This is a genomic window from Haladaptatus ordinarius (assembly GCF_054177595.1).
Window position 1 is genome coordinate 26103 of sequence record NZ_JBPEHH010000014.1, and the last position, 22985, is coordinate 49087.

General features: G+C 60.9%; 33 protein-coding genes and 2 tRNA genes. 21 read left to right on the forward strand and 14 right to left on the reverse strand.

Going from position 1 to position 22985, the window contains the following annotated elements; genetic code table 11:
• Entirely contained in the window at positions 1-1890 is a 1890-nt protein-coding gene (locus ACR3FF_RS07350) for a 2-oxoacid:acceptor oxidoreductase subunit alpha (protein ID WP_458187343.1), read from the reverse strand.
• Positions 1891-2267: 377 nt separating this feature from the next.
• Here ACR3FF_RS07350 and ACR3FF_RS07355 point away from each other — a divergent pair, with 377 nt between their 5' ends.
• Positions 2268-2408 (forward strand): hypothetical protein, encoded by a 141-nt coding sequence (locus ACR3FF_RS07355; RefSeq protein ID WP_458187344.1) that lies wholly within the window; start codon positions 2268-2270, stop codon positions 2406-2408.
• 20 nt (positions 2409-2428) lie between these two features.
• Here ACR3FF_RS07355 and ACR3FF_RS07360 read toward each other — a convergent pair whose 3' ends face one another.
• Both ACR3FF_RS07360 and ACR3FF_RS07365 read right to left on the reverse strand, forming a co-directional pair.
• The gene (locus tag ACR3FF_RS07360) at positions 2429-2650 is read right to left on the reverse strand and encodes a DUF7976 family protein (RefSeq protein ID WP_458187345.1); all 222 of its coding nucleotides are present in this window, start codon (positions 2648-2650) and stop codon (positions 2429-2431) included.
• Positions 2651-2653: 3 nt separating this feature from the next.
• Complete coding sequence (locus ACR3FF_RS07365; RefSeq protein WP_458187346.1) at positions 2654-3694, reverse strand: Mrp/NBP35 family ATP-binding protein; 1041 nt, start codon at positions 3692-3694, stop codon at positions 2654-2656.
• A 229-nt stretch (positions 3695-3923) separates the two neighbouring features.
• Here ACR3FF_RS07365 and moaA point away from each other — a divergent pair, with 229 nt between their 5' ends.
• The 17 genes from moaA (at position 3924) to ACR3FF_RS07450 (ending at position 12562) form a co-directional block, all read left to right on the forward strand.
• A complete protein-coding gene (moaA, locus tag ACR3FF_RS07370) occupies positions 3924-4883 on the forward strand; it encodes a GTP 3',8-cyclase MoaA (RefSeq protein ID WP_458187399.1) in 960 nt (319 codons plus the stop codon).
• A gap of 43 nt (positions 4884-4926) precedes the next feature.
• Positions 4927-5703, forward strand: coding sequence for a M99 family carboxypeptidase catalytic domain-containing protein (locus ACR3FF_RS07375; RefSeq protein ID WP_458187347.1), 777 nt, complete (start codon positions 4927-4929; stop codon positions 5701-5703).
• Positions 5700-5981: a hypothetical protein gene (locus tag ACR3FF_RS07380; protein WP_458187348.1), complete on the forward strand. Its 282-nt coding sequence runs from the start codon at positions 5700-5702 to the stop codon at positions 5979-5981. The genes ACR3FF_RS07375 and ACR3FF_RS07380 overlap by 4 nt, the downstream gene beginning before the upstream one ends.
• A gap of 78 nt (positions 5982-6059) precedes the next feature.
• Positions 6060-6144 (forward strand) — tRNA-Ser (locus ACR3FF_RS07385).
• A gap of 16 nt (positions 6145-6160) precedes the next feature.
• Positions 6161-6667 carry a 30S ribosomal protein S13 gene (locus ACR3FF_RS07390; protein WP_458187349.1) on the forward strand — a complete coding sequence of 169 codons (507 nt, stop codon included), beginning with the start codon at positions 6161-6163 and terminating at the stop codon, positions 6665-6667.
• Complete coding sequence (locus tag ACR3FF_RS07395) at positions 6667-7188, forward strand: 30S ribosomal protein S4 (protein WP_458187350.1); 522 nt, start codon at positions 6667-6669, stop codon at positions 7186-7188. The genes ACR3FF_RS07390 and ACR3FF_RS07395 overlap by 1 nt, the downstream gene beginning before the upstream one ends.
• On the forward strand, positions 7185-7571 hold the full coding sequence (locus tag ACR3FF_RS07400; RefSeq protein ID WP_458187351.1) for a 30S ribosomal protein S11: 387 nt from the start codon (positions 7185-7187) through the stop codon (positions 7569-7571). Before ACR3FF_RS07395 ends, ACR3FF_RS07400 begins: the two co-directional genes overlap by 4 nt.
• A 3-nt stretch (positions 7572-7574) precedes the next feature.
• Positions 7575-8321: a DNA-directed RNA polymerase subunit D gene (locus ACR3FF_RS07405; RefSeq protein ID WP_458187352.1), complete on the forward strand. Its 747-nt coding sequence runs from the start codon at positions 7575-7577 to the stop codon at positions 8319-8321.
• A gap of 195 nt (positions 8322-8516) precedes the next feature.
• Positions 8517-8601, forward strand: a tRNA-Leu gene (locus ACR3FF_RS07410).
• Between the two features lie 27 nt (positions 8602-8628).
• Positions 8629-8982: a 50S ribosomal protein L18e gene (locus ACR3FF_RS07415; RefSeq protein ID WP_458187353.1), complete on the forward strand. Its 354-nt coding sequence runs from the start codon at positions 8629-8631 to the stop codon at positions 8980-8982.
• Entirely contained in the window at positions 8979-9416 is a 438-nt protein-coding gene (locus tag ACR3FF_RS07420; protein WP_458187354.1) for a 50S ribosomal protein L13, read from the forward strand. The genes ACR3FF_RS07415 and ACR3FF_RS07420 overlap by 4 nt, the downstream gene beginning before the upstream one ends.
• Positions 9410-9805: a 30S ribosomal protein S9 gene (locus tag ACR3FF_RS07425; RefSeq protein ID WP_458187355.1), complete on the forward strand. Its 396-nt coding sequence runs from the start codon at positions 9410-9412 to the stop codon at positions 9803-9805. Before ACR3FF_RS07420 ends, ACR3FF_RS07425 begins: the two co-directional genes overlap by 7 nt.
• A gap of 12 nt (positions 9806-9817) precedes the next feature.
• The gene (locus ACR3FF_RS07430) at positions 9818-10018 is read left to right on the forward strand and encodes a DNA-directed RNA polymerase subunit N (protein ID WP_458187356.1); all 201 of its coding nucleotides are present in this window, start codon (positions 9818-9820) and stop codon (positions 10016-10018) included.
• A complete protein-coding gene (locus ACR3FF_RS07435) occupies positions 10018-10200 on the forward strand; it encodes a DNA-directed RNA polymerase subunit K (protein WP_458187357.1) in 183 nt (60 codons plus the stop codon). Before ACR3FF_RS07430 ends, ACR3FF_RS07435 begins: the two co-directional genes overlap by 1 nt.
• On the forward strand, positions 10197-11402 hold the full coding sequence (gene eno, locus ACR3FF_RS07440; RefSeq protein ID WP_458187358.1) for a phosphopyruvate hydratase: 1206 nt from the start codon (positions 10197-10199) through the stop codon (positions 11400-11402). Before ACR3FF_RS07435 ends, eno begins: the two co-directional genes overlap by 4 nt.
• A complete protein-coding gene (gene rpsB, locus ACR3FF_RS07445) occupies positions 11399-12175 on the forward strand; it encodes a 30S ribosomal protein S2 (RefSeq protein ID WP_458187359.1) in 777 nt (258 codons plus the stop codon). Before eno ends, rpsB begins: the two co-directional genes overlap by 4 nt.
• Before the next feature lie 189 nt (positions 12176-12364).
• Positions 12365-12562 carry a hypothetical protein gene (locus ACR3FF_RS07450; protein WP_458187360.1) on the forward strand — a complete coding sequence of 66 codons (198 nt, stop codon included), beginning with the start codon at positions 12365-12367 and terminating at the stop codon, positions 12560-12562.
• A gap of 84 nt (positions 12563-12646) precedes the next feature.
• Here the strand turns inward: ACR3FF_RS07450 and ACR3FF_RS07455 are convergent, their stop codons facing one another.
• Positions 12647-13327 (reverse strand): bacterio-opsin activator domain-containing protein, encoded by a 681-nt coding sequence (locus tag ACR3FF_RS07455; protein ID WP_458187361.1) that lies wholly within the window; start codon positions 13325-13327, stop codon positions 12647-12649.
• A gap of 132 nt (positions 13328-13459) precedes the next feature.
• On the opposite strand from ACR3FF_RS07455, the gene mvk reads away from it, so the two are divergent.
• Both mvk and ACR3FF_RS07465 read left to right on the forward strand, forming a co-directional pair.
• Positions 13460-14443 carry a mevalonate kinase gene (mvk, locus tag ACR3FF_RS07460; protein ID WP_458187362.1) on the forward strand — a complete coding sequence of 328 codons (984 nt, stop codon included), beginning with the start codon at positions 13460-13462 and terminating at the stop codon, positions 14441-14443.
• Positions 14440-15180 carry an isopentenyl phosphate kinase gene (locus ACR3FF_RS07465; RefSeq protein ID WP_458187363.1) on the forward strand — a complete coding sequence of 247 codons (741 nt, stop codon included), beginning with the start codon at positions 14440-14442 and terminating at the stop codon, positions 15178-15180. Before mvk ends, ACR3FF_RS07465 begins: the two co-directional genes overlap by 4 nt.
• A gap of 48 nt (positions 15181-15228) precedes the next feature.
• Here the strand turns inward: ACR3FF_RS07465 and ACR3FF_RS07470 are convergent, their stop codons facing one another.
• The 8 genes from ACR3FF_RS07470 to ACR3FF_RS07505 all read right to left on the reverse strand — a co-directional run bounded on the left by ACR3FF_RS07470 (position 15229) and on the right by ACR3FF_RS07505 (position 20228).
• Positions 15229-15483 carry a DUF7314 family protein gene (locus ACR3FF_RS07470; protein WP_458187364.1) on the reverse strand — a complete coding sequence of 85 codons (255 nt, stop codon included), beginning with the start codon at positions 15481-15483 and terminating at the stop codon, positions 15229-15231.
• On the reverse strand, positions 15476-15844 hold the full coding sequence (locus ACR3FF_RS07475) for a DUF7315 family membrane protein (protein ID WP_458187365.1): 369 nt from the start codon (positions 15842-15844) through the stop codon (positions 15476-15478). Before ACR3FF_RS07475 ends, ACR3FF_RS07470 begins: the two co-directional genes overlap by 8 nt.
• Before the next feature lie 13 nt (positions 15845-15857).
• Entirely contained in the window at positions 15858-16622 is a 765-nt protein-coding gene (locus ACR3FF_RS07480; protein WP_458187366.1) for a cytochrome b family protein, read from the reverse strand.
• Between the two features lie 5 nt (positions 16623-16627).
• Positions 16628-17422, reverse strand: coding sequence for a cytochrome b (locus ACR3FF_RS07485; RefSeq protein WP_458187367.1), 795 nt, complete (start codon positions 17420-17422; stop codon positions 16628-16630).
• The gene (locus ACR3FF_RS07490) at positions 17423-18271 is read right to left on the reverse strand and encodes a ubiquinol-cytochrome c reductase iron-sulfur subunit (protein ID WP_458187368.1); all 849 of its coding nucleotides are present in this window, start codon (positions 18269-18271) and stop codon (positions 17423-17425) included.
• A 3-nt stretch (positions 18272-18274) separates the two neighbouring features.
• Positions 18275-18661 carry a DUF7318 family protein gene (locus tag ACR3FF_RS07495; protein ID WP_458187369.1) on the reverse strand — a complete coding sequence of 129 codons (387 nt, stop codon included), beginning with the start codon at positions 18659-18661 and terminating at the stop codon, positions 18275-18277.
• Positions 18662-19351, reverse strand: coding sequence for a plastocyanin/azurin family copper-binding protein (locus tag ACR3FF_RS07500; protein ID WP_458187370.1), 690 nt, complete (start codon positions 19349-19351; stop codon positions 18662-18664).
• A gap of 88 nt (positions 19352-19439) precedes the next feature.
• Complete coding sequence (locus tag ACR3FF_RS07505; protein ID WP_458187371.1) at positions 19440-20228, reverse strand: DUF7319 domain-containing protein; 789 nt, start codon at positions 20226-20228, stop codon at positions 19440-19442.
• A gap of 89 nt (positions 20229-20317) precedes the next feature.
• On the opposite strand from ACR3FF_RS07505, the gene ACR3FF_RS07510 reads away from it, so the two are divergent.
• A complete protein-coding gene (locus ACR3FF_RS07510) occupies positions 20318-20803 on the forward strand; it encodes a DUF7321 family protein (RefSeq protein ID WP_458187372.1) in 486 nt (161 codons plus the stop codon).
• A gap of 32 nt (positions 20804-20835) precedes the next feature.
• Here ACR3FF_RS07510 and nth read toward each other — a convergent pair whose 3' ends face one another.
• Together nth and ACR3FF_RS07520 are read right to left on the reverse strand one after the other, a co-directional pair.
• Entirely contained in the window at positions 20836-21522 is a 687-nt protein-coding gene (nth, locus tag ACR3FF_RS07515; protein ID WP_458187373.1) for an endonuclease III, read from the reverse strand.
• Positions 21523-21643: 121 nt separating this feature from the next.
• Entirely contained in the window at positions 21644-22948 is a 1305-nt protein-coding gene (locus ACR3FF_RS07520) for an MFS transporter (protein ID WP_458187374.1), read from the reverse strand.
• Between the last annotated feature and the right edge of the window lie 37 nt (positions 22949-22985).

Sequence of the window (22985 nt, forward strand, 5' to 3'; positions counted from 1 at the left end):
TCAGTCACCCGTTGCTGATTCGATGCGCGTGTTGTGCGCTAGCTCGGCACTTCCGTCCAGCTGCGATTCGAAGCCGCGTACGATATCGGCCGGTTCGAACGGATTGCCGTCGTATTTCAGCAGGCTGAACAGCTTCTCGCCGTGGCGACCCGTCTCACCCTGAATGTGCCTGCGGAACTGTGCCGTGGCGTTCATCTCGACGACAAGCGCTTCGTCCACGTCTGCGAGGAACTCGTTGACCTGGTCTTTCGGGAACGGGACCATGTCGCTGACGTTCATCGCTTTGACCGAGTGTCCGGCGTCGTTGAGCACGTCGACCGCTTCCTCGACAGCACCTTTCGTGCTCCCGAAGCTGAGGATGGCGTAGTCGGCGTCGTCCGCGCCGTACACCGTCTGGTGAGACTCGTCCATCGCGTCGAGTTCCTCGCGGATGGCAACGAGTTTCGACATTCGACGGTCCATCTGCGTGACGCGGTTGTCCGCGTCCTCGCTGATGTGACCCGCCTCGTTGTGCTCGTTTCCTGACGCGAGGAAGTTGCCACCCTTCTGTCCTGGCAGAGAGCGTGGGCTGACGCCGTCCTCGCCGTCGTAGCGGTATCGTTTGAACCGACCTGCGAGGCGTTCTCCCGCCTCGATGTCCTCTTCTGTCACGACCGCTCCGATGTCCGGGTTCGGGTCGCGGTCGAACACCGACTCCGGCACCATCTCGTGTCCGCCGGAGAGCTTCTGGTCGTAGAGGATGATGGACGGAATCTGGTAGTCGTAGGCGAGTTCGAACGCCTTTCGCGTCTGAAGGTACGACTCGCGGGCGTCACCGGGTGCGAAGACGACCCGATTCGAGTCTCCTTGACTCGTGTACAGGACGTGTTCTAAGTCCCCCTGTTCAGGTTTCGTCGGCATCCCCGTCGATGGCCCTGCGCGCATCGACTCGACGAGGACGATGGGCGTCTCCGTCATCTCGGCGAGTCCGAGCGGTTCGGACATGAGTGCGAATCCGCCGCCGGACGACCCACTCATCGCCTTCGCGCCGGCGTGACTCGCACCGATGGCGAGCGCGGCGGCGGCGATTTCGTCCTCGACCTGTTCGGAGATACCGCCGAGGTCCGGGAGATGCTGGGTCATGATGGTGTACACGTCGGTCCACGGAGTCATCGGATAGCCCGAGATGAACCGGCATCCTTCGTCGATGGCCCCGTACGCGATACCGTGACTTCCGGAGATGAGCACCTGCTCTTCTTCGTGCTCGCTCTCGGGCACGGTGATGCCGACGTCCGTGTCGTAGTTCTCCTTGACGTCCTCGTAGGCTTCCCGGAGAATCTCCAGGTTGGGTTCGAGGATTTTCTCCGGCATTGCCTCGCTCATCAGATCTTCGACGACGTCAAGGTCGAGGCCGATGATGGCACACGTCGCGCCGACACCGGCGGTGTTCCGCATGACTTCTCTGCCGTGTTTCTTTGCGAGCGCTCGAAGGTCCAGGTCGAAGACGTGCCAGTTGTTCTCCTCGACGCGCTCTTCGAAGTTCGGGATGTCGTCGGTGTCGAGCAGTCCGGCGTCGTAGACGATGACGCCGCCTTCTCGGAGTTCGTCTAAGTTCTCCGACAGGGGCTTTATCTCTTCGTTGCCGTAGTAGGCTTCTTCCTGTGGATTACGCGCGAAACCGTCCCCGAGCGAGAGGAGGAAGTTGTAGTTGTCCCCTCGTGATTTTACCTCGTGGTCGGCCGCGCGAATCTCCACGTAGGTGTGGCCGCCGCGAATGCGCGACGGATAATGTCGATGCGTGAATACGTTCAGCCCCGAACGCATCAGGGCTTTCGAGAAGTTCTGACTCGTCGAGTCGATTCCGTCCCCGGAACCACCTGCGATTCGCCAGATTAGTTCGTCATCCGTCATAATTGTAACTCCTGGCCTTCCGGCCTAGTGGCTAGAAGATGCGACGCAAGGTGGTAAAGCCTTTGCCATACATTAGCAAGGGTTTATCGTGATAGATGGGTCCTAACGACTGATTTCGAAGATGTGGAGAGAGAAATGTCTTGTTTAATGATGGTCTAATAACTGGAGGGCGTTCTATTGGTGTTGAAAAGGAACCAGATTGACTACATCAGAATATTGAATCGACTAGAATGAGCAGAACACTTGTGATTATTGGTATTCTATAATAAAATAAATATGACCAACTATTGGGCGTATGCAGTTGCCTTCGGTTCGCTACTGTCATTTCTCGCAGTCGCCCCGTGTATCTATTTAGGATAATAGGACTGACGACTAACATGAGCATAGAAGCTGCTAAACCTATGATGGTTGAACAAATGGTATATTTATTCAGTAAATCTGTTGTTACTTTGGTTCCTCTTTCAGTAGGTGGCGCTATTTTGTTTGCCTTTTTCCAGTTTGCAGGAGAACAAGCATAATCTATTTTGACGGTATAAGCTTACTTCTTGTCAGAATCTTTCGTCCGAATAATCTCCCGCATGTTGACGTAGATATCTCGCGTCGTCGTCTCCTCGTCGGGGTCGAACAGGTCACTGACTCGGTAGAGAATCGCGGCGAGGAGTTTGCTCTCGCTACTCTCCCCGCGAATGTCGTCGGCGATTTCACGGAGTGTCTCCATCCGGTCTTCGTCAGGTTCGAACGATTCCGTCTCTCGAGCCACGGGTCACTCCTCGGTCAGTTTTTGGCGGTTGACGATACCGACGTTGTTGGCGACGTTCTCCGTGAGTACGCGGAAGGCATCGCCTGTCTCGTTCTCGTCGTCGAGGACGGTGGGCGTCCCTTCGTCGCCACCGGTTCGGACCGAGGGGTCGAGTGGGATAGCACCGAGGAACGGCATGTCGTGTTCGTCGGCGAACGCGGCACCACCGCCGCGCCCGAAGATGTCGTGTTCGCTCCCGCAGTCTGGGCATCGAAACGTGCTCATGTTCTCCGCGATGCCGAGAACTGGCGTCTCGTGTTTACCGAACATCCGGAGCCCTTTCTCCGCGTCGTCCAGCGCGACACGCTGTGGCGTGGTGACGATGACAGCACCCGTGACGGGAACGCTCTGAAGGAGCGTGAGTTGCGTGTCGCCCGTTCCGGGTGGGAGGTCGACCACCATGTAGTCGAGTTGCCCCCACTCGACGTCTTCCCAGAGCTGAGTGAGCACCTTGTGGACCATCGGACCACGCCAGATGACGGGGTCGTCCTGCCCGGTGAGAAACGCCATGCTCATCAGTTTCACACCGAATTTCTCCGGCGGTACGAGATTCCCCTCCTCGGTGGCTTGCGGTCGCTCGTCAGCCGCGACCATGCGCGGGACGTTCGGTCCGTAGACGTCCGCGTCGAAGAGACCGACGCGGGCGCCCAGTTTGGCTAATCCAGCAGCGAGATTAACGGCGATGGTACTCTTTCCAACGCCGCCTTTTCCTGACGCGACGGCGATGACGTTCTTGACACCGGGAAGCACTTGCTCTCCCGTCGAGAGATCGCTATCGACGCGAGCCGAAAGCTCTGCTTCGAGTCCTTCCTCACCGAGGACCTCACGGACACGGTTTGCAATCTCACTCTCGTGCGGGGCGTACGGCGCACCGAGTGCGAGCGACACGCGTACACTCTCTCCGTCGACAGTGATGTCGTTTACGAGGCCGAGGGAGACGATGTCTTCGTCGAGGTCGGGGTCTGTAACCGATCGGAGGAGTTCTCGAACGTCAGCTTCGTCCATATCGACGACTAGCGTACGACTCGTCGATAAGACTTGTGAACTGGACGAACTTGGTTGGGTCTCGTAGATCGGTTTCGAAACCGTCGTCAACATCGCCAAACCAATAATATAATTTACCGTTTGGTAGCAAGTGGTGGTTTCTCCCTGGGGGGAGACGTAACCAAATCTGGTTACATCCAGGCGGTACCGTCCCACGAGTTTAAGAATATTCGTCCGAAAGACGTTGATGATGCTCGAGGATTCGTTCGGGCGCGAAGTAACTGGTGTACGCGTCTCACTTACCGACCGGTGTAATTTCGATTGCGTCTACTGTCACAACGAGGGGCTTGGGGACACCCGCGGACCGATGGAGCCACAGGACGACGAGATGAGTGCCGACGACGTCGTTCGATTTCTGGAGGTCGCCCGCGAGTTCGACGTCGGTAAGGTGAAGTTCACGGGAGGTGAGCCGATGCTCCGGGAGGATTTGGTGGAAATCATCCGCCGAACGCCGGACGAGATGGAGGTATCGATGACGACGAACGGCACCTTCCTTCCGGGAAGGGCCGACGAACTCCGCGAGGCGGGACTGGAGCGCGTGAACGTCTCGCAGGACGCCCTCGACCCCGAATCGTTCGCGGAGGTGACGAAGAGTGGCGCGTACGACAAAGTACTCGAAGGCGTCGACGCGGCTCTCGATGCAGGACTCGTCCCAGTAAAACTCAACATGGTGGTTTTCGAGGCGACTGCGGGATACGTTCCTCAGATGGTCGAGCACGTCGCCGAGAACGAGGGACTCCAGTTGCAGCTCATCGAGTACATGCCCGAGTTGACCGGGAAGCCGGAGTGGGCGATCGACATCCAGCGAGTTCACGATTGGCTCGAAGAGCAGGCCGACGACGTCGAAGTTCGGGAGATGCACGGCCGAAGACGGTACTGGATAAACGGCGGAATGGTCGAGATCGTCGACCCGGTCGAAAATCCGAGTTTCTGTTCGAATTGTCATCGCGTGCGCGTGACGCACGAAGGGTACCTGAAGGGATGTCTGAATCGCAACGACGACCTGCGGTCGATGGGAGAGATGACGAAAGCCGAAATCAGGGAAACCTTCCGGGAGACGGTTGCGAACCGCGTTCCCTACTACGGAGAGTACATGATTCGAAACGACGAGGGCGAGTGGGAGGTTAACGACCAGTACATCGACGCCTGAGACGGCGACAAGGTTGATAGGGGCTGACTACGCGCTCTCCCGTATGCGACGACGAGGATTTCTCGTAAAGATGGGGACGTTGGCTGGCGGTGCCGTCACTGCTCCGGTCGTCGGAACTGGGAGCAGGGGAACGCGAGCGTCCTCGAACACGATTCTCGGTGGGACGAAACACGAGACGGAGATGTACGTCCGAGAGGGGGGAAAAGGTCCGACTGCACTCGTCGTCGGTGGGATACACGGTGACGAAAAGAGCGGATATCGTGCGGCGAGTGAGATTGCGGAGTGGGAAATCGAAGGTGGGACGCTCGTCGTCCTGCCGAAGGCGAATCAGGTGGCGATTCGACACGACCGCCGAGAAGGGGCGAACGGCGACCTGAATCGGATGTTTCCGACGGGCGAGAAACCGGAGTCGAAACTCGCGCGAGCCATCTGGGACGTGGTTTCCCGCCACGAACCGGACGTGGTACTCGACTTACATCGTTCGCTCGGAATCTATGGCTACCACGAGTCGTCCGTCGGGCAGGTAATCTGGCCGACGGACGTCGGTGGCGCGAGCGAGTACGCAAAGCAGACTGCAGAACGGGTGAACGACGACGTCGTGCCGTGGCACATGCCCTACCACGCGTACCGTCGTGGAGGCGAGCTAGACGGGTCACGGCCGATGTTGATTCACAAAGTGGCGGGTGACCTCGGAAAACCGGGATACATCGTCGAGACGACGAAGTTTCTACTCGACTCACAGACGAGAACCCGGTGGACGAAACGCGTTGCACGCGAACTACTCTCTCGTCACGGTATCGAACGGAGGACGAACAGATGAACGTTCGAGAGGTGTTCGCCGGACGAGCGGTGATAGGTGCGTACATCCTGCTAGTCGCCCCACTCGTCGTCGGCGCACTGGACACGCGACTCATGACGCCACTCGCGCTACCGGGGTATCTCGCACTCACGCTCGGAAGTTCAGTCGGTAGCTATCTCTTTCCGACGTTCGAACTGTGGGTGTTCTGGGCACCGTTCCTAGTCGGTGCGTACGCGGTCTCCGTGGTGGTGGCGGCGGCGTATCGTGCCGTACGAGCGTCATTCGTTGCGTTTAAATAGTAACCCCCGGTAGGATGAGGTGCAGACAACTGTAGGGATACGTATCCCGAGTCCGGAAGGGCGAACGTAAGTGAGTGTGTCGAGGTAGCCTAGTCTGGCCCACGGCGCAGGGTTGCTAACTCTGTGGCGTCAAGCCTCGAGGGTTCGAATCCCTCCCTCGACGCTCCAACCTATCAACCATGAGTACGGAACAACCACAGGACGAAGACGACGACCTTCGGTACTTCGTCCGCATCGGGCAAACAGACCTCGATGGGACGAAATCCGTAGAGCGGTCGCTTTCAGAGATGAAAGGGATCGGTCGTCGCACGGCACGAATAATCGCCGAGGAGGCAGACGTCGACCGAACAGCGACGTTCGGCCGCCTCGACGAGGACGACATCGAGAGCGTCGTCGAAGCCGTGGAGAACTACGCCGAAGAGGTTCCCGAGTGGCTCACGAACCACCGTAACGGATACTTCTCCGGTGAATCAACTCACGAAACCGGCAACGACCTGTCGATGACGCGTCGTCAGGACATCAACCGGATGAAGATGATCAGCTCCTACAAAGGGCTCCGTCACAAGCGTGGACAGAAAGTTCGCGGTCAGCGAACCAAGTCTACGGGACGGACCGAGGGGACGATCGGCGTGAACGTCGAAGAGATCAAAGAAGAGGCCGCAGCAGCGGAGGGTGACGAGGAATAATGTCGCTCCCCGGTGAGAACACGAAGTTCTACGAGACGCCGAATCATCCGTTCCAGGGCGAGCGAATTGCCGAGGAACGTGGTCTGATGGACCGGTACGGCCTGAAGAACAAAGAAGAGCTCTGGCGCACCCAGAGTCAGCTTCGCAACTTCCGCCGTGAGGCTCGCCGACTCCTCGGCAGCATCACGGGTGACGAAGCGGAAGAGGCCGACGAGTTCCTCTCCCGACTGAAGCGAATCGGCGTCCTCGACGAGGGCGACGAACTCGGTGACGTGTTGCTTCTCGACATCACGGACGTTCTGGAGCGTCGGCTCCAGACCGTCGCGTACCGGAAAGGACTGGCCCACACGCCGAAACAGGCTCGCCAGTTCATCACGCACGGGCACGTCACGGTCAACGACAGCCGTGTGTCGATTCCATCGTACAAAGTCGAAGTCGACGAGGAAGACTACGTCGCCTTCGACGAGGGAAGCCCGCTTGCGGACGAACTACATCCAGAACGCGCGGAGGGTAACGAATGAGCGACAACGACGAGAAGTGGGGCATCGCCCACGTGCACGCATCGTTCAACAACACGATAATCACCATCACCGACCTCACCGGTGCGGAGACCATCGCGAAGTCCTCCGGTGGGACGGTCGTGAAACAGAACCGCGACGAGTCCTCGCCGTACGCGGCCATGCAGATGGCCGAGACGGTCGCAGAGGAGGTCAAAGCTGCTGGCATCGACGGCCTGCACGTCCGCGTGCGCGGCCCCGGTGGCAACCTACAGCAGAACCCCGGACCGGGTGCGCAGGCGACGATTCGCGCACTCGCACGTGCTGGTATCGAAATCGGCCGTATCGAGGACGTGACGCCGATTCCGCACGACGGTACTCGCGCACCGAAAGGTAGTGGATTCTAACACATGACCGAAGACTTCGACGTAGAGTTCATCGACGGCGACGAACGCAAGGCGCGGTTCCTCGTTCGCAACGTCACCCCGGCGTTCGCCAACGGTGTTCGGCGGGCGATGATTGCGGACGTTCCGACGCTGTCTATCGATACGCTCCGCGTCATCGAGAACTCCTCGGTGATGTTCGACGAGCAAATCGGTCTGCGTCTCGGTCTCGTCCCGTTGACGACGCCACCCGGCGAGTTCGAGGTTGGCGACACCGTGACGCTCAGCCTCGACGTGTCGGGGCCGGGAACCGCGTTCTCGGGCGACCTCATCAGCTCCGACGAGATGGTGCAACCCGCCGACGACAACGTCCCGATTATCGACCTGAAAGACGACCAGCGTCTCGAACTCGAGGCCGACGCGGTGCTCGATTCGGGCAAGGAACACGCCAAACATCAGGGCGGCGTCGCGGTCGGTTATCGACACCTACAGCGCGTCGAAGTCGTCGGCGACCGGGACGAGTTCGGAGAGGAAGAACCCCAGATTCTCCGCGGCGTCATCGAAGACGACGGCGAACTCGTTCCGACGGAGTCGTTCGACCATGACCTCACGAAGCGGTTCCCCGGAAAGGAAGTCGAGGTCCACGACGTGTCGAACGCCTTCGTGTTCCACGTCGAGAGTGACGGGTCGTTCACCGTCGAAGAGCTGGTGACGCAAGCCGTCGATACTCTTGTCGCGCGCGCAGACGAACTCGAACAGGCAATTCAACTATAACCATGACAGGCCTTTCGAACCACCCTGACGCGTCTGTCGGCCTTACCCGGAGTAACTGCTTTCGGGAACGGCAGACTCGCGGGCAGCGGTCGCTCGCGGAATCCGAGGCGTCTCGCGCCCCGGCAACCGAAACTGGTTTGAAGGGCCACAGTCAACAGTGTGTTGCCCACGAGGGTACGCACGTATTCTTAGCGTGCAGGGATAGCCAAGTCTGGCCAACGGCGCAGCGTTCAGGGCGCTGTCTCGTAGGAGTCCGCAGGTTCAAATCCTGCTCCCTGCATCCGTTCTCAACACTGGAGGAAGTAGCATGAGTAAAACTAACCCGAGGCTCAGTAGTCTCATCGCCGAACTCAAGTCGGTGTCCCGTAACTCGGATGCCGACGTGTGGAGCGACGTTGCGACACGCCTCGAGAAACCACGGAGTACGCACGCGGAGGTCAACCTGGGCCGCATCGAGCGGTACGCGCAGGAAGACGAGACCGTCGTCGTACCCGGGAAGGTTCTCGGGAGCGGTGTCCTGCAGAAGAACGTCACTGTCGCCGCAGTCGACTTTTCCTCGACTGCACAGACGAAGATAGAGCAGGCGAACGGCGAACCGATAAAACTCGAACAGGCAATCGAACAGAACCCCAACGGCTCGAACGTCCGGGTGATTCGATGAGTATCGCGGAATTCGACGCAGACGTCGTCGTCGACGCCCGAGATTGCATTCTCGGTCGTGTGGCGAGTCAAGTCGCACAGAAGGCGTTGGACGGCGAGCGAGTCGCCGTCGTTAACGCCGAGCAAGCTATCATCACCGGTAGCGAAGAGGACGTCAAAGAGAAGTTCGAGACGCGATTCAATCTCAGCTCCGACCAGGGTCCGTACTACCCGAAACGTCCCGATATGATAGCCAAACGGTCGATTCGCGGCATGCTTCCGTACAAGAAGCCGCGTGGCCGTCGGGCCTTCGAGAACGTTCGCGTCTACGTCGGCAATCCGTACGACGAGGATGGCGAAATCCTCGACGGAACGTCACTAGACCGACTTTCGAACATCCGCTTCGTCCAGCTGGGCGAAGTCAGTCAACACCTAGGTGCTAACGTCACATGGTAACGAACACGAGCGGTAAGAAGAAGACGGCCATCGCCCGCGCCACGGTCAAGGAAGGCGAGGGTCGCGTGCGAATCAACTCGAAACCAGTCGAACTGGTGGACCCGGAGATGGCCCGCCTCAAGATGCTCGAACCGTTCCGCATCGCGGACGACGAGCGCGAGAGCGTGGACGTCGAGGTCACCGTTTCGGGCGGCGGAATCACCGGACAGGCAGACGCCGTCCGCACCGCCATCGCCCGCGGTCTCGTCCAGCACATGGGTGACGCCGAACTCCGCGACGCGTTCATGGAGTTCGACCGTTCCCTGCTGGTCAACGACGTTCGCCAGTCCGAACCCAAGAAGTGGGGCGGCCCCGGTGCCCGCGCCCGCTATCAGAAGTCCTACCGCTGAGGTGGTCCAACCATGATGATTCCAGTTCGATGTTTCACGTGCGGCAACGTCATCGGTGAACACTGGCAGGAGTACAAGGCGCGTGCCGAGACGCAGATGGGTGACGAAGACCCAGCAGACGTTCTCGACGATCTCGGCGTCGAGCGTCACTGCTGCCGACGGATGATCGTCTCACACAAAGACCTCGTGGACATCGTCGCACCTTATCAGTGATGGCACAACAACATTACTCCCGATACGAGAAAGCACGAATCCTCGGCGCACGAGCACTGCAGGTGTCGTACGGCGCACCGGTCCTCATCGAGACCGAGGAGTCCCAGCCCATACTCATAGCGGCCGAGGAGTACGACGCCGGTGTGCTCCCGTTCACCGTCCGACGTGAGGGGAAGAAATGACGCTCATCGAACGCGTCAGACTCCGTCAGGTGCTCGACTCGCGCGGCAACGCGACGGTCGAAGCCGACGTGCAGACCAAAAGCGGTGGATTCGGTCGAGCCGCTGCTCCCAGTGGGGCGTCCACGGGGGAGTACGAGGCCATCGAACTCGAACCGGGTGAAGCGATAGCCGCGGCCCGCGAGCACGCGGTTCCACGGCTCGAAGGGACGGTGTACGTCGGCGACCAGCGCGACGTCGACCGCACCCTTCGTGTCGCAGACGGAACCGAGAACTTCTCCGAAATCGGCGCGAACAGCGCCGTCGCCATCAGCATGGCCGCCGCGAAAGCCGCGGCGGACGTGCTCGGCGCGCCACTCTACCAGCACCTCGGTGGTGCGTTCCGTGGCGACAACTTCCCGATTCCGCTCGGGAACGTCATCGGCGGCGGCGAACACGCTGCCGACGCGACGGCGATTCAGGAGTTCCTCGCGGCTCCGGTCGGCGCACCCAGCGTGCAAGACGCCGTGTTCGCTAACGCCGCGGTCCATCAGGAAGCCGCAGACGTCTTGGCTGACCGTGACGTTCCGTCGGCGAAAGGCGACGAAGGTGCGTGGGCACCCGCCATCGACGACGCCGAAGCGTTCGAAGTGATGGACGAAGCCGTCTCGACCGTCAGCGACGAGTTCGGGTTCGATATCCGATTCGGGCTCGATATGGCCGGTGCCGAGTTGTACGAGGACGGCGAGTACCACTATCGCGACCGCACACGTTCGACCGCCGAGCAGATCGACTACGTCGCCGACCTCGTGAACGAGTACGACCTCGTCTACGTCGAAGACCCACTCGATGAGAACGATTACGATGGGTTCGCAGAACTCACCGACCGCGTGGGCGAACAGACGCTCGTCTGCGGTGACGACCTGTTCGTCACCAACGTCGACCGACTCGCCGACGGCATCGAGCAAGGCGCAGGTAACAGTATCCTCATCAAACCGAACCAGATAGGGACGCTGTCGGACGCCTTCGACGCCATCGAACTCGCCGTCGAAAACGGCTATGACCCAGTCATCTCACATCGGAGTGGAGAGACCGAGGATACGACCATCGCACACCTCGCCGTGGCGACCGACGCACCGTTCATCAAGACGGGTACCGTCGGCGGCGAGCGAACCGCCAAGCTGAACGAACTCATCAGAATCGAGCAGAACGTATCACGACTATGAGTGAAAACGAATCCGAACAGGTAGACGAAGAACCAGACGGTCTCGACGCCGCGGAAGAGGAAATCGACGCGGAACCGACCGGCGAATCCGGTGCGGAACCCGACGTCGACCCCGACGAAGACGTCGCCGCACAGTCAGACGAGACCGAAGAAGACGAAGCGCAGTTCGACGAGGACGTTCTCGGCGACGAGGAGGCAGACCTCCTCATCCCCGTCGAGGACTACCTCGGCGCTGGTGTCCACATCGGTACCCAACAGAAGACCGAGGACATGGAGCGGTTCATCCACCGCGTCAGGACGGATGGCCTGTACGTTCTCGATGTGAGCAAGACCGACCAGCGAATCCGCACGGCGGCGGACTTCCTCGCCAACTACAACCCAGAGCAGATACTGGTCACGTCGTCGCGCCAGTACGGTCGCTTCCCGGCCGAGAAGTTCGCCGACGCCGTGGGCGCACGCGCCCGCACGGGGCGTTTCATCCCGGGCACGCTGACGAACCCGAAGTACGACGGCTACATCGAACCCGACGTGGTCGTCGTCACCGACCCCATCGGTGACGCACAGGCGGTCAAGGAAGCCATCACGGTCGGCATCCCCGTCATCGCCATGTGTGACTCGAACAACAACACGAGCAACGTCGACCTCGTCGTCCCGACGAACAACAAAGGTCGCAAGGCGCTGTCGGTCGTCTACTGGCTGCTGGCCAACGAGACGCTCGACCGCCGCGGTGCGGAACCCGCCTACTCGCTCGACGACTTCGAGAGCGAGATTTAATCGCCGTATTTGGATTTGCGCTGTTTTACGCGTCGACTCCCGTTCGAGAGTGGTCGCCACGGGTAGTACCTCACGGTCGATGGCTCTGGATATCGATGGTCGGTGGTGGCCGAGAGACCGGTAACCGGTGTAAAAACGCTTGCTGGCGCAACCAGTGTTCTAACCCCATATCCGGACGGAGATAGAGATATGGTCGGGGGACATAGTCTGGACTGCGACGAATGTGGCTGGGCCGTCGAGACGACGGCCGACCGGCAGGAACGGAGCCAGCGGGCCGTCCACCACTTTTGCGAGACCGGCCACTCGATAACGGCCGACGAACGGTCTCCCTTCTCCCGACTCAAAACTCACTGTCTCGTTCCCAGTAACTTGACAGCCACCGATTGAACGGGTCAGCAATTGTCCGCGATGCAAGCGGCATCGACGCCTGTTCGTGTATCCGCTCGTTCACGGGAGCGGTATCGCGGAGACTCATTCGTCGTCCGGTTCGTCAGCCCCCTCTCCGAGGATAAGTGCGTTTTCGACGAGGCTCTCGTGGCCCCGGCGTAATCGCTCAGAGACGGCTTGATGTGAGATCTCGAGTTGGTCGGCGAGGTCGCCAGCCGTCGCCTCGCGAGGGACGTCGTAGTACCCGTGTTCGAAGGCGAGAGTTAGCATATCCTGTTGGTCTTCGGTCAGTCCGAAACGTCCACGCCGCCCCTCCTCTAACCGATAGATGTTGAGAACGTCGAGTGTCATCCCCTCGCTCTCACAGTATTCGTAGGTGCGCGAGAGGGACTCCCGTTCGGGAAAGACGATGCGGAAGTTCCAGGAGTGGCCGTCACCCATCGCGGCGAGAATCGTCCCTTCCTCGTTGATGAGAATCTGGATAAGAGTGTCTATCTGGTCGACCCACTCCATTCGATAGAGCCACTCGTCTTCCATCTCGGTGAGCAACTCGACGTCCTCGACGGTCGGGTCGTCGGCGAGAGCCGATTCGATATCTTCCCGAGACCCCCCATCGCAGGTCACCCACACGAACGGCATGACGTGGTCGTCGCCGTGAGCGACGACTCGCTCGATTTCGAACGCCAGACCTCCGAGTGTCGACAACGCTCGGCTGAGGGCAAACTCGTCGGACGGAATTTCGACCTCGACGACTGTCGCAGTCATACCCCATCAGTCTCATTCCACGAGGATAGATGCGTTGGCTCGACCCGACCGAACCACTACCGGTCGACCGTCTCCCATCGACGAGAGCGGTATTCGAAAAAAGTGATACCCCCTGCTCACCGAGAGTAGACCATGACAACTTCGAGCGCCCCGGGGAAGGTATACCTCTTCGGGGAGCACGCCGTCGTCTACGGGGAACCTGCCGTCCCCTGTGCCATCGAGCGCAGGGCGACCGTGACGGTCGAATCGCGCGAAGACGACCGCCTCCGGGTCCACGCGAAGGACCTGAGCATCGATGGATTCACCGTCGAGTACAGCGGCGGGACGGACGAAACGCCCGACGTGGACGTCTCCGAATCGCTCGTCCGGGCCGGAGTGGGCTACATCGACGCCGCCATCGAACAGGCCCGCGAGGCCGCCAACACGCCGGACGCCGGTTTCGACATCACCGTCGAGAGCGACATCCCGCTCGGAGCGGGACTCGGCTCCTCGGCAGCGGTGACCGTCGCAGCCATCGACGCCGCTGCCCGCGAACTGGGCGTCGAACTCCCGACCGAGGAGATAGCAGACCGAGCGTATCGGGCAGAGCTCGCGGTACAGGAGGGTGAAGCCTCGCGCGCCGACACGTTCTGCTCGGCGACCGGCGGGGCCGTCCGCGTCGAGGGTGACGACTGCCGGGCTATCGAGGCCCCCGACCTCCCCATCGTCGTCGGGTTCGACGGGGGTACTGGCGACACGGGAAAACTCGTCGCGGGCGTTCGGGCGCTCCGCGAGGAGTACGAGTTCGCCGCCGATACCGTCGAGATCATCGGCGACATCGTCCGACGAGGGGAACAGGTGCTGGCAGCGGGAGACGTCGAGGACCTTGGCGAACTGATGGACTTCAATCACGGTCTGTTGGAGGCACTGGGCGTCTCCTCGCGCTCGCTCGACAACATGGTGTGGGCGGCTCGCGACGCGGGCGCACTCGGGGCGAAGCTCACCGGGGCGGGCGGCGGTGGCTGTATCGTCGCGCTCGACCCGACGGACGAGACGGAGACCGCACTCCGATTCACGCCGGGGTGTGAGGACGTTTTCCGCGCCGAACTAGACACCGAGGGGGTGCGCGCGGAATGAGTCTCACCGTGCTCAAACTCGGCGGGAGCGTCGTCACGGACAAAGACCGTGCGGATACGGTAGACGACGCGACCCTGACTCGGGTCGCCGAGGAAATCGGCGCGGCGAACGTCGAGAATCTCGTCCTCGTCCACGGCGGCGGGAGTTTCGGCCACCACCACGCCAGCCAGCACGGCGTCTCGAAGACGGCGGGGAGTCACGACGTCGGTGCCGTCATCGACATCCACGGGGCGATGAAGACCCTGAACCAGTTCGTTCTCTCTCGTCTTCACGAACGCGACGTTCCCGCCGTCCCCGTCCATCCCTTCTCCACCGGAGCGAGAGACGAGACGGCGACGCTCACGCTCCCGACGGCGCAAGTCGAGACGATGCTCGGAGAGGGATTCGTCCCCGTCCTCCACGGTGACGTCATCGCACACGTCGACGAGGGCGTGACGGTCGTCAGTGGCGACGAACTCGTCGTCTCGGTCGCCAACCAACTCGATGCCGACCGCGTCGGCTTCTGTTCTACGGTGCCCGGCGTCTTAGACGAGACCGAGTCGGTCGTCCCCGAAATCACCGCCTACGAACAGGTCGCGGACGTACTCGGCGGTAGCGACTCGACCGACGTGACCGGCGGCATGGCAGGAAAGGTGCGAGCGTTGCTCGAACTCGGGACGCCGGCGTCTATCTTCGGCCCCGAGGACGTTGGAGCGTTCCTCTCCGGTGGGTCGCCGGGGACGCGCATCGACGGTTAAACTGGAGAGGCAGTGTGGTTTTCGGAAGAGAAAGAGAGAGAAACTGTTTTACGACCGTGCTTGCCGAATCTGGCGCACGCCGGGGACGATTACCCAGAAGAAGATCATGCCGAAGATAGCGAACCAGAAGAACGCCTCGCGGAGGATGATGGCGAGGTTGCCGTACATGTCCAGACTCCCCGGAATCTCGCCGATGAGCTGTGTATCTTCGAAGCCGGGGGTCGTATACCAGCCCGACAGCACCATCCAGGCGAGTCCCGCGGCCGTGGCGATACCGAGTCCCTTCGCGAATTCGTCAGCCATTGTTCGAGGGTTCGTCGGAGTCGTCTTTAGACTTTCCCATTCCTTCGGCGCGGAACCGAGTGGAGAAGGCGTACACGACCGTTCCCGCAGCGATGAGTATCAGTCCGAAGATGGCGAGTGGAAAATCGACCTCCGGAAGCGGAGCGGTCGCACGGTCGGTCGCCACGTCCAGCGAGATGAACCCACCGACCACGGTGATAACGGCGAACAGCGTCGAGAAGACGGTCACTACTTTGTACATGCGAAGTGGCACGACCACCTCGCGGGAACGAATCCCAGACGATTTGGCGTCTTCGCCGTCGCTTTCTTCGTCGCCGAACACAGAATAGTTCGTCTCGAACTCGTCGTCCCGTCCAGACATTGAAAAAGTCAGCTCACTTCGGCGGTCGCAGGCGGTAGTACCGGCGGTTCAGGCTGAACATGTAGCCTTCGCGCATCGATTTCAACACCGCGTAGGTGATGGTTCCTGCCACGATCGGCACGAGGAACGTCAGGTCGAACGCGAGGTGAGCGTTGATGGGGAGCAGGTTCTTGATGGACAGCGCGCTGATGGTGATGGCGAACACGACGCCGAACATGCCGACTGCCGCCCAGAACGGCTGTTCGACGGGACGTCGTGCGCTTCCTTTGTTCAGGAACGGAACGATAGCGATAGCGCCGACGACGACGACGTTCGCGACGACACCGTAGGTTCGGTCTGCCATCAGTTTGTCACCGCCGAGGATGGCGAGTTCGGGGTTGAGCGGCCCCAGCTTCAGCAGGCCGAACGACCAGTAGAGATACCAGTCGGGCAGGATGATAGCCGGGGTCGAACTCGGGTCTGCCGGCGGGCCGAGGTGTGGCGGGAGCGTCGCCGAGAGGAACAGAATCATCCCGACAAAGAAACTCGTAATCGAGAGATTACGAATCATCTCGTGTGGCCACGTCGGGAACGCCAGCACGTCGCGCTCGACGTAACTCGATTCCTCGCGGAGGTCCTGGTCTTCGCGGCGGGCGCGTTCGAAGTATTCGTAGGTCAACCGGGAGAGACCCTGCGTGCGCTGCTTGCGTTCGAGCCACGACGGGGTCTCGTCGTCCGGCGGGACGATGCCGGTTCCGCTTCCGTCAGTTCGGGGTTGGGTTTCGTTTTCGTCGGTCATTGGTATCAGTGTGGTTCCGCGATGCCCTGCATCCAGACGATGCCGATGTGGACCGCGATGAGCGTGGTCACCACGAACGGCAACAGGAACACGTGCAGGATGTACATGCGTTGCAAGGTGGCCTGACTCAGACTGAACCCGCCGAACAGCAGTTGGGCGACCCACTCACCGATGAGTGGAACCGAGAGGCTCATCTCGACGCCGATCTGTCCGGCCCAGAACGCGAGCTGGTCCCACGGGAGCAGGTAGCCCGTGTAACCGAACACCATCGTCAGGCTGATGAGGACGATGCCGATGAGCCAGTTGACCTCGCGCGGTTCCTTGTACGCACCCGTGAAGTAGACACGGAGCATGTGGAGGAACACTGCCGCGACCATCACCTGTGCCGACCAGCGGTGAATACTCCGGAGCATGAACCCGAAGTTGAGGTCGGTCATGATGAGCTCCAACTGGGAGTACGCCGCGGATGGGTCACCCGCCGTGGACGGCGAGTAGTAGAACCCGAGCAGTGCGCCACTGATGGCGGCCACGACGTACGCGATGGTCGAGAAACTCCCGAGCGCGTACAGGGGATACCAGTACCAGAACTTGTTGTCCAGCCCGTACTGTTCGGTGTGGCTTTTCGGCATCTGGAGGTTGACGCGGTAGTACAGCGTCTCCAGAATCTCGAGATAGTCCACGATGCGGAACCGTCGGTCCATCCAGATGAGCGTCGTGAGGAACGTGCTCTCGATGGGCGTGAGGTCTTTCTCACGGAGCCACTCACCGTGGTCGTGTTCGTCTTTGCGTTCGATACTCATCTACTCGTCCTCCGGACGTGGCAGTGCCACGAACGATTTCTTGACGATGCTGAACGGGTCGTAGATGGACTGGTGGCACGGACAGTAGATCATGTCCTGGGCACCGAACTTCGCGGCACCGGCGATGCCCTTGAACGCGGGGACACAACAGAAGTGCGTACACTTGTTCAGGTTGGCGATGAACCCTTCCTGGGTGCTCGCTTTGAGCCACTCGTTTTCGTTCGCCATCTCTTCGACGTTCGTGCTTCGGATGAGTTGGACGGTCATCGTCTGGCTCGCGGGCACGTCCTGCGAGCGCCAGGTCACCATCGCCGGCTTGCCGAGACCGGACTTTCCGATGTCGTTGCCCCACGTCTTGTAATCGCTGAAGTCGTCGACGTGAACCTTGTCTCCTGCCTTGACCTCGCTACTCTGCCAGTCGTATGCGCCGCCTTCCTTGTACCGGAAGTAGTTGTCCATGTCGGCTTCCGGGTCGACGCCTTTGTACGTCTGGACACCACAGTACTGGAACCACTCGGCCGAGTAGGTGATTCCGCCGATGTTCGTCTCGGCGACCGTAATCGTCCGACCCTGCTCTTCTACCTTCTTGGGCTTGGGAAACACGCCTTTGATGAACCCCTCGCCGTCTATCTCGATGGGTATCTGTGGCATCGCGCGCGGCGCGGGGCCGTCCGTGTTCTCCATCCCCATGAACTGGGTGATTCCGCCACCTTCGCCGGTCGGGGACGTCGCCGATTTCAGGGCTGCGGCCCCGGCGGTACCGAAGCCGGCGAGGGTCGCACTCCCGACGACGCCTTTGACGAAACGGCGGCGACCTGTGCTTTCCGGATATTTGTCGTCTCCTGCCATTGTTTATCGTTTGTAGTAAGGGTACACTGCTCGTTTGAACTGCTCCCACGCGTCACCGAACGATTCGGTTCCGTACTGCTCTTCTTCGCGGACGTAGAGGTCTTCCCATTTACGACGACGCTTCTTGACTATCATCACGTCGGGGAGGAACTCCTTGCGGTACAGCATGAGTACGAACGCGAGATCGATGAAGATGACCGCGAGGATGCCCCCGAGATACATGTTCCCGACCTCGGAGAGACCCCAGCCGTTGAGTAGGCCGTAGGTGAACAGGCCGACGAACACGACTTCGATTATCGTCAACAGGACGATTGCGATAGCAGCAGTCGTACTCTCCCGTGCCGGTTCGTATCGATGAATGTCGCCGTACGTGCTTCCTGACGATGACATCTATCTGTTCCCTCCGCTCGTGTGGGGTGATTCGCCGTACTTCAGGAAGAAGAACGTGTAGATGATCGAAACGACCATCATCAGAATCGTCGCGATTCCGACGTAGTGAGCCTGGAACGGCACGCCCATCTCCTCCGGGTCCGCTTCTTCCTGTCCGCCGCCGCCACCGCCACCACCGCCGACCTGGATGGTCCCGGTCATGCCGGCGCTCTTGTGCGGCGCACAGTAGTACTCGTACGTTCCCGGCGTGTCGAACGTGTGTTCGTACGTGTAGCCCGAGTCGTAGGTCTTCGCCTCGCCACCCGGCGTGCCCTTCCAGCTCGACCCGCTGGGCTGGCTCTCGGGGATGACGTTGTGGGTGTTCGACTCCCACACCCACTTCACCGTCGTTCCCGGCGATATCGATAGCTTGGCTGGTTCGAAGACGAGTTCGCCGCCGGGGCCGGTCGTCACCGTCTTCGTGGCCCCGCCGCCACCGCCGCCGCCTTCTGATTGATTACCACTCGATTGGTTTCCACTCGACTGGTTGCCGCCGCCAGACGTCGTCGTGGTGTTTCCACCAGTCCCGTTCCCGCCCGACTGGTTTCCACCTCCTGACGTGGTCGTCTGCTGCGCACCAGCGGGTGCCGCCGCCGCGGCAGTTCCGCCAGCAACGCCGCTGGCCGCCAGTAGAAAGTCCCGCCTCTTCATACACGTGTTGCTCAGGATGGGACTTGCTTAAAGCCACCGATGCCGATGGATACCCGTCTACAGGGTTTTCGAAACTCCTCTCGTCCGTTCAGTCGTCCTGCTCGTTTTCGTCCAGGGGAAGAAAGTCGGGTCGGTCACCCGATTCGACCCCTGCGGACCGTAACCGGTTCCGGTACTCTTCCGACCGGAACCTATCGGAGAGTCGAGCGTTCGCGACGATGACCAGGACGAACAGTCCGAAGACGAGAAAGCCAGCACCGACGATGGCGAGGAGCGCCGTCGCACCCTGAACTCGCTGTGGAAGGCTGAGGAGTCCGAGCGCGACGAGGAACCACGCGAGGAGGAGTCCGATTCCGGCGAGCACGTGGATGGCCGCGATGGCTTGCATCAACTTGTTCCCCAGTTCGCCGCTTCCTTCCGGAACGTCGTCGGGTCGGGGCAGTTGGTCGTCTTCGGAAACCTCCGGAACGTCGTACTCCTCCATCGACGCGAGCGCCACGGTCGGTTTCACGTCACGGAGTACCGTCCCTCGCCCCTCGACGCTCCCGTCGGGGTAGACGATAGCGTAGCCTTCGTCGGAGTACGCGAGCAGTTGGGGTTCGCCGTCGCGGGTGATACGCTCGACCACGGCGAACACTTCTCGGACGGCGATTCGATGTTTCAAGTCGGCCTCGACTCGGTCGAGTAACTCGCGGCCCGTAATCCACGAGTCTGGGTCGAACGCGACTTCCCACTCTTCGAGCGTCATCTCCGCCATGTCCTCGGGACCGAAGTTATCGAAATCGTACTTCTCTTCGACCTCGCGGCGGAGTTCCTCGCGGGATTTCTCTGGCACATCGTCGTCTGCGCCCTGCGTCCCACTGTCGGAGTCGGCCATTATCCGAAGGTTACGCTTCGACGGCTAAACATCTTCTGACACGCCCGACGTTTCGCACGCTTTAACGCCCCCCGGTCTAACCTCCGATTATGGTGAGCGACGCGGCGATTGCGACTGTGGTCGCGCTGGTCGTGACTGCGAGTTTTCCTTTCTATCTCTACGGCGCGTGGGTCATCCTCGAAGCCGAGACGGTAACCTGGAGCTTGCTCACCTACCATCTGAAGATAATCCTCGTCGGGCTATTGTTGACGACGATTCCCGTCGTCGGATGGATGGCCCCCCGTCTCCTCGACCAGCTGGGTGGCCTCGCCGCAGTGCACGTCTTTCTCGGCTTGCAGGCCTACGCGATGTTGGTGCTGGCGCTCACCGGTATCGTCAGAATCTTTCAGGTCAAGCGTGCCCACGACCTGTACGGCGAACCGGACCAGGACGTCGACATCAGCGAGCTCCACGAGAACATGGATTCGTGGCGCAGGCGACTGCGCGTCGGGGTCGCGGGCTACGTCGTCTTCTGGTTGCTCGCGTGGACGCTCGGTATGGCGCGATTTCTCATCCTGTACACCGATTACTTCTGAACGCTTCGTTCAGCCCCGGTTTCGACGGCCGGTCAGTTCCACGCCTCGCCGCTGGCGAGGTCGGCGTCGTTGTCCAGTTGCGACGACGGGCAGATGTCTTCGAGGGCGCAGTCGTCACAGTTGGGGCTCCGGGCGGTGCAGGTCGCCCGGCCGTGGCTGATGAACAGGTGGGTCAACTGTTGCCAGTCCTCCTCGGAGACGAACGACATGAGGTCGGTTTCGATGGCTTCGGGGCGTTCTTTCTCGGTCAGCCCCAATCGACGCGACAGTCGCTGGACGTGCGTGTCCACGACGATGCCCTCCACCGTGTCGTGACCGTGCTGGAGCACCACGTTCGCCGTCTTGCGCCCGACGCCCGTCAGGTCGGTCAACTCGGCCATGGTGTCCGGAACCTCGCCGTCGTGTTCCTCGACGATGGTCCGGCAGGCGCTCCGTATCCATTTGGCCTTGTTGTTGTAGTAGGTGATGGAACTCAGGTCGTCGGCGAGTTCGTCCACGTCCGCGTTCGCGTAATCTTCCGGCGACCGGTACTTCTCGAAGAGGTGCTCGGTCTCCGCGTTCACGCGCTCGTCCGTACACTGCGCGGAGAGCATCACCGCGACGAGTAGTTCGAGGCGATTCGTGAAGTCGAGCGAGATGGTCGCATCCGGGTATTCGTCGTACAGTCTCTCGAGAATCTCGTCCAACTGTTCGTCTCGCGTCTCCAGTGGGTCACCCATAGCGGGTGACTCGGATGGACAGGGTTTCAGTCGTTCGATATTCGCGGCGGAGTGGAGGAAACGAGTCGTTCGAGGCGTACTGTGGGTGGAAAATCCGTTCACGACGTGCCCGCAGACGGCTCTAATCCCCAGTGACCGGGTCGACACACTCGTCCGGGGCGGGGTCGGTGCTGTACATCACGACGAAGACGATAGCCGAGACGACGATGAACGCCGCCGCCGACCAGAACGCGACGAGGACGCTCGTCGCGTCCCAGATGGCTCCGATGAACACCGGCCCACCGACCTGCCCGACCTTCCACGCGATAGAGCGAAGGGAGAGGCTGGAGGCCACCGCGTCGAACTGCTCGCCCTCTTCGACGAACAGCGACATGCTGGCGGGAAGCCGGAGACTGTCACCGATTCCGAGCACGGCGTAGGCCGCAAAGAGCACGAAGAAGGCACCGGGAACCACCATCTCCCCGCCGAACGCGGCGACGGTCGTGTCGGGAATGTACTGGTGAGCCACACCGGCGAGCGGGATGAGCGCCGTCCCGAACGCGTACACGAGCGCACCCACGAGGATGAACCGATAGGTGTCGTCTACGCGGTCCGTCCAGTCGCCGACTTTCCCCTGCGTGAGCGATTTGGTCAGTTTCCCCCCAGCCATGATACCACCGATGACGAACGGATTGATGCCGAACCCCTTGCGGGCGTAGATGGGGAGGAAGATGATGACCGCCATCTTCCCGACGCTGAACGAGAGGCGGAAGAACACGAGTGCCTTGATGGCGGACCGTCCGAGCAGCGTCTGAAGGGTTTCGCGCCCGCTCGTCTCCTCGGGGTCCTTTCTGCCTCCGGGGTTGTCCCGGAGGAAGAGGAGAACGGAGAGAAAGGCCCCGATGGTGATGACCGAGAGCACGACGTACGTGAGCCGAAAGTCGTAGAGGTAGAGCAGGAGTCCGCCGAAGATGTCGCCGACGAGGCTCGAAAGTGCCCCGACCTGATTGTAGGTTCCAATCCACAACCCGCGCGAGCCCTTGTCGCTGATTTCGCCGACCACCGTCATCCCGGTGAGCCAGAGGATGCTTGCCCCCGTCCCTTGCAGGACGCGCATCAGGATGATGTGCGTGACGTTCTCGACGAACATGAAGCCGACGAAGACGAGGACGTTGAGCAACAGTCCGACCAGCAGGATGCGCTTCGAGTTGCGCGTGTCGATGTAGCGGCCGAGCGGGAGGACGATGAGCAGTTGCACCACCGCGAACGCCGTCCCGAACAGTCCCTCGACGGTGCTCGTCGTGTGGAACATGTCGGCGTACAGCGCCAGCGCGATGAGGATGGTCGAGTACGCCTGACTCCGGGCGAACGCGGTGCTCGCCAGTGCGACGAACTCGCGGTCCGTGAACAGGCGGAGTGAGCTACCGCCACTCGACGCTTCCGACACTATTACGAATCGAAATAGATTGACGAGCTATAAGAAT

What these genes read in the sequence shown, in the direction of transcription:
- ACR3FF_RS07425 (WP_458187355.1), top strand. Translation starts at nt 9,410, where the DNA reads ATGGTAACGAACACGAGCGGTAAGAAGAAGACGGCCATCGCCCGCGCC.
- ACR3FF_RS07510 (WP_458187372.1), top strand. Translation starts at nt 20,318, where the DNA reads ATGGTGAGCGACGCGGCGATTGCGACTGTGGTCGCGCTGGTCGTGACT.
- ACR3FF_RS07400 (WP_458187351.1), top strand. Translation starts at nt 7,185, where the DNA reads ATGAGCGACAACGACGAGAAGTGGGGCATCGCCCACGTGCACGCATCG.
- mvk (WP_458187362.1), top strand. Translation starts at nt 13,460, where the DNA reads ATGACAACTTCGAGCGCCCCGGGGAAGGTATACCTCTTCGGGGAGCAC.
- ACR3FF_RS07485 (WP_458187367.1), bottom strand. Translation starts at nt 17,422, where the DNA reads ATGAGTATCGAACGCAAAGACGAACACGACCACGGTGAGTGGCTCCGT.
- ACR3FF_RS07480 (WP_458187366.1), bottom strand. Translation starts at nt 16,622, where the DNA reads ATGACCGACGAAAACGAAACCCAACCCCGAACTGACGGAAGCGGAACC.
- ACR3FF_RS07405 (WP_458187352.1), top strand. Translation starts at nt 7,575, where the DNA reads ATGACCGAAGACTTCGACGTAGAGTTCATCGACGGCGACGAACGCAAG.
- ACR3FF_RS07380 (WP_458187348.1), top strand. Translation starts at nt 5,700, where the DNA reads ATGAACGTTCGAGAGGTGTTCGCCGGACGAGCGGTGATAGGTGCGTAC.
- ACR3FF_RS07395 (WP_458187350.1), top strand. Translation starts at nt 6,667, where the DNA reads ATGTCGCTCCCCGGTGAGAACACGAAGTTCTACGAGACGCCGAATCAT.
- ACR3FF_RS07505 (WP_458187371.1), bottom strand. Translation starts at nt 20,228, where the DNA reads ATGGCCGACTCCGACAGTGGGACGCAGGGCGCAGACGACGATGTGCCA.
- ACR3FF_RS07490 (WP_458187368.1), bottom strand. Translation starts at nt 18,271, where the DNA reads ATGGCAGGAGACGACAAATATCCGGAAAGCACAGGTCGCCGCCGTTTC.
- ACR3FF_RS07435 (WP_458187357.1), top strand. Translation starts at nt 10,018, where the DNA reads ATGGCACAACAACATTACTCCCGATACGAGAAAGCACGAATCCTCGGC.
- ACR3FF_RS07450 (WP_458187360.1), top strand. Translation starts at nt 12,365, where the DNA reads ATGGTCGGGGGACATAGTCTGGACTGCGACGAATGTGGCTGGGCCGTC.
- ACR3FF_RS07420 (WP_458187354.1), top strand. Translation starts at nt 8,979, where the DNA reads ATGAGTATCGCGGAATTCGACGCAGACGTCGTCGTCGACGCCCGAGAT.
- ACR3FF_RS07390 (WP_458187349.1), top strand. Translation starts at nt 6,161, where the DNA reads ATGAGTACGGAACAACCACAGGACGAAGACGACGACCTTCGGTACTTC.
- ACR3FF_RS07355 (WP_458187344.1), top strand. Translation starts at nt 2,268, where the DNA reads ATGAGCATAGAAGCTGCTAAACCTATGATGGTTGAACAAATGGTATAT.
- eno (WP_458187358.1), top strand. Translation starts at nt 10,197, where the DNA reads ATGACGCTCATCGAACGCGTCAGACTCCGTCAGGTGCTCGACTCGCGC.
- rpsB (WP_458187359.1), top strand. Translation starts at nt 11,399, where the DNA reads ATGAGTGAAAACGAATCCGAACAGGTAGACGAAGAACCAGACGGTCTC.
- ACR3FF_RS07455 (WP_458187361.1), bottom strand. Translation starts at nt 13,327, where the DNA reads ATGACTGCGACAGTCGTCGAGGTCGAAATTCCGTCCGACGAGTTTGCC.
- ACR3FF_RS07500 (WP_458187370.1), bottom strand. Translation starts at nt 19,351, where the DNA reads ATGAAGAGGCGGGACTTTCTACTGGCGGCCAGCGGCGTTGCTGGCGGA.
- ACR3FF_RS07365 (WP_458187346.1), bottom strand. Translation starts at nt 3,694, where the DNA reads ATGGACGAAGCTGACGTTCGAGAACTCCTCCGATCGGTTACAGACCCC.
- ACR3FF_RS07470 (WP_458187364.1), bottom strand. Translation starts at nt 15,483, where the DNA reads ATGGCTGACGAATTCGCGAAGGGACTCGGTATCGCCACGGCCGCGGGA.
- nth (WP_458187373.1), bottom strand. Translation starts at nt 21,522, where the DNA reads ATGGGTGACCCACTGGAGACGCGAGACGAACAGTTGGACGAGATTCTC.
- ACR3FF_RS07375 (WP_458187347.1), top strand. Translation starts at nt 4,927, where the DNA reads ATGCGACGACGAGGATTTCTCGTAAAGATGGGGACGTTGGCTGGCGGT.
- moaA (WP_458187399.1), top strand. Translation starts at nt 3,924, where the DNA reads ATGCTCGAGGATTCGTTCGGGCGCGAAGTAACTGGTGTACGCGTCTCA.
- ACR3FF_RS07350 (WP_458187343.1), bottom strand. Translation starts at nt 1,890, where the DNA reads ATGACGGATGACGAACTAATCTGGCGAATCGCAGGTGGTTCCGGGGAC.
- ACR3FF_RS07495 (WP_458187369.1), bottom strand. Translation starts at nt 18,661, where the DNA reads ATGTCATCGTCAGGAAGCACGTACGGCGACATTCATCGATACGAACCG.
- ACR3FF_RS07415 (WP_458187353.1), top strand. Translation starts at nt 8,629, where the DNA reads ATGAGTAAAACTAACCCGAGGCTCAGTAGTCTCATCGCCGAACTCAAG.
- ACR3FF_RS07430 (WP_458187356.1), top strand. Translation starts at nt 9,818, where the DNA reads ATGATGATTCCAGTTCGATGTTTCACGTGCGGCAACGTCATCGGTGAA.
- ACR3FF_RS07465 (WP_458187363.1), top strand. Translation starts at nt 14,440, where the DNA reads ATGAGTCTCACCGTGCTCAAACTCGGCGGGAGCGTCGTCACGGACAAA.
- ACR3FF_RS07475 (WP_458187365.1), bottom strand. Translation starts at nt 15,844, where the DNA reads ATGTCTGGACGGGACGACGAGTTCGAGACGAACTATTCTGTGTTCGGC.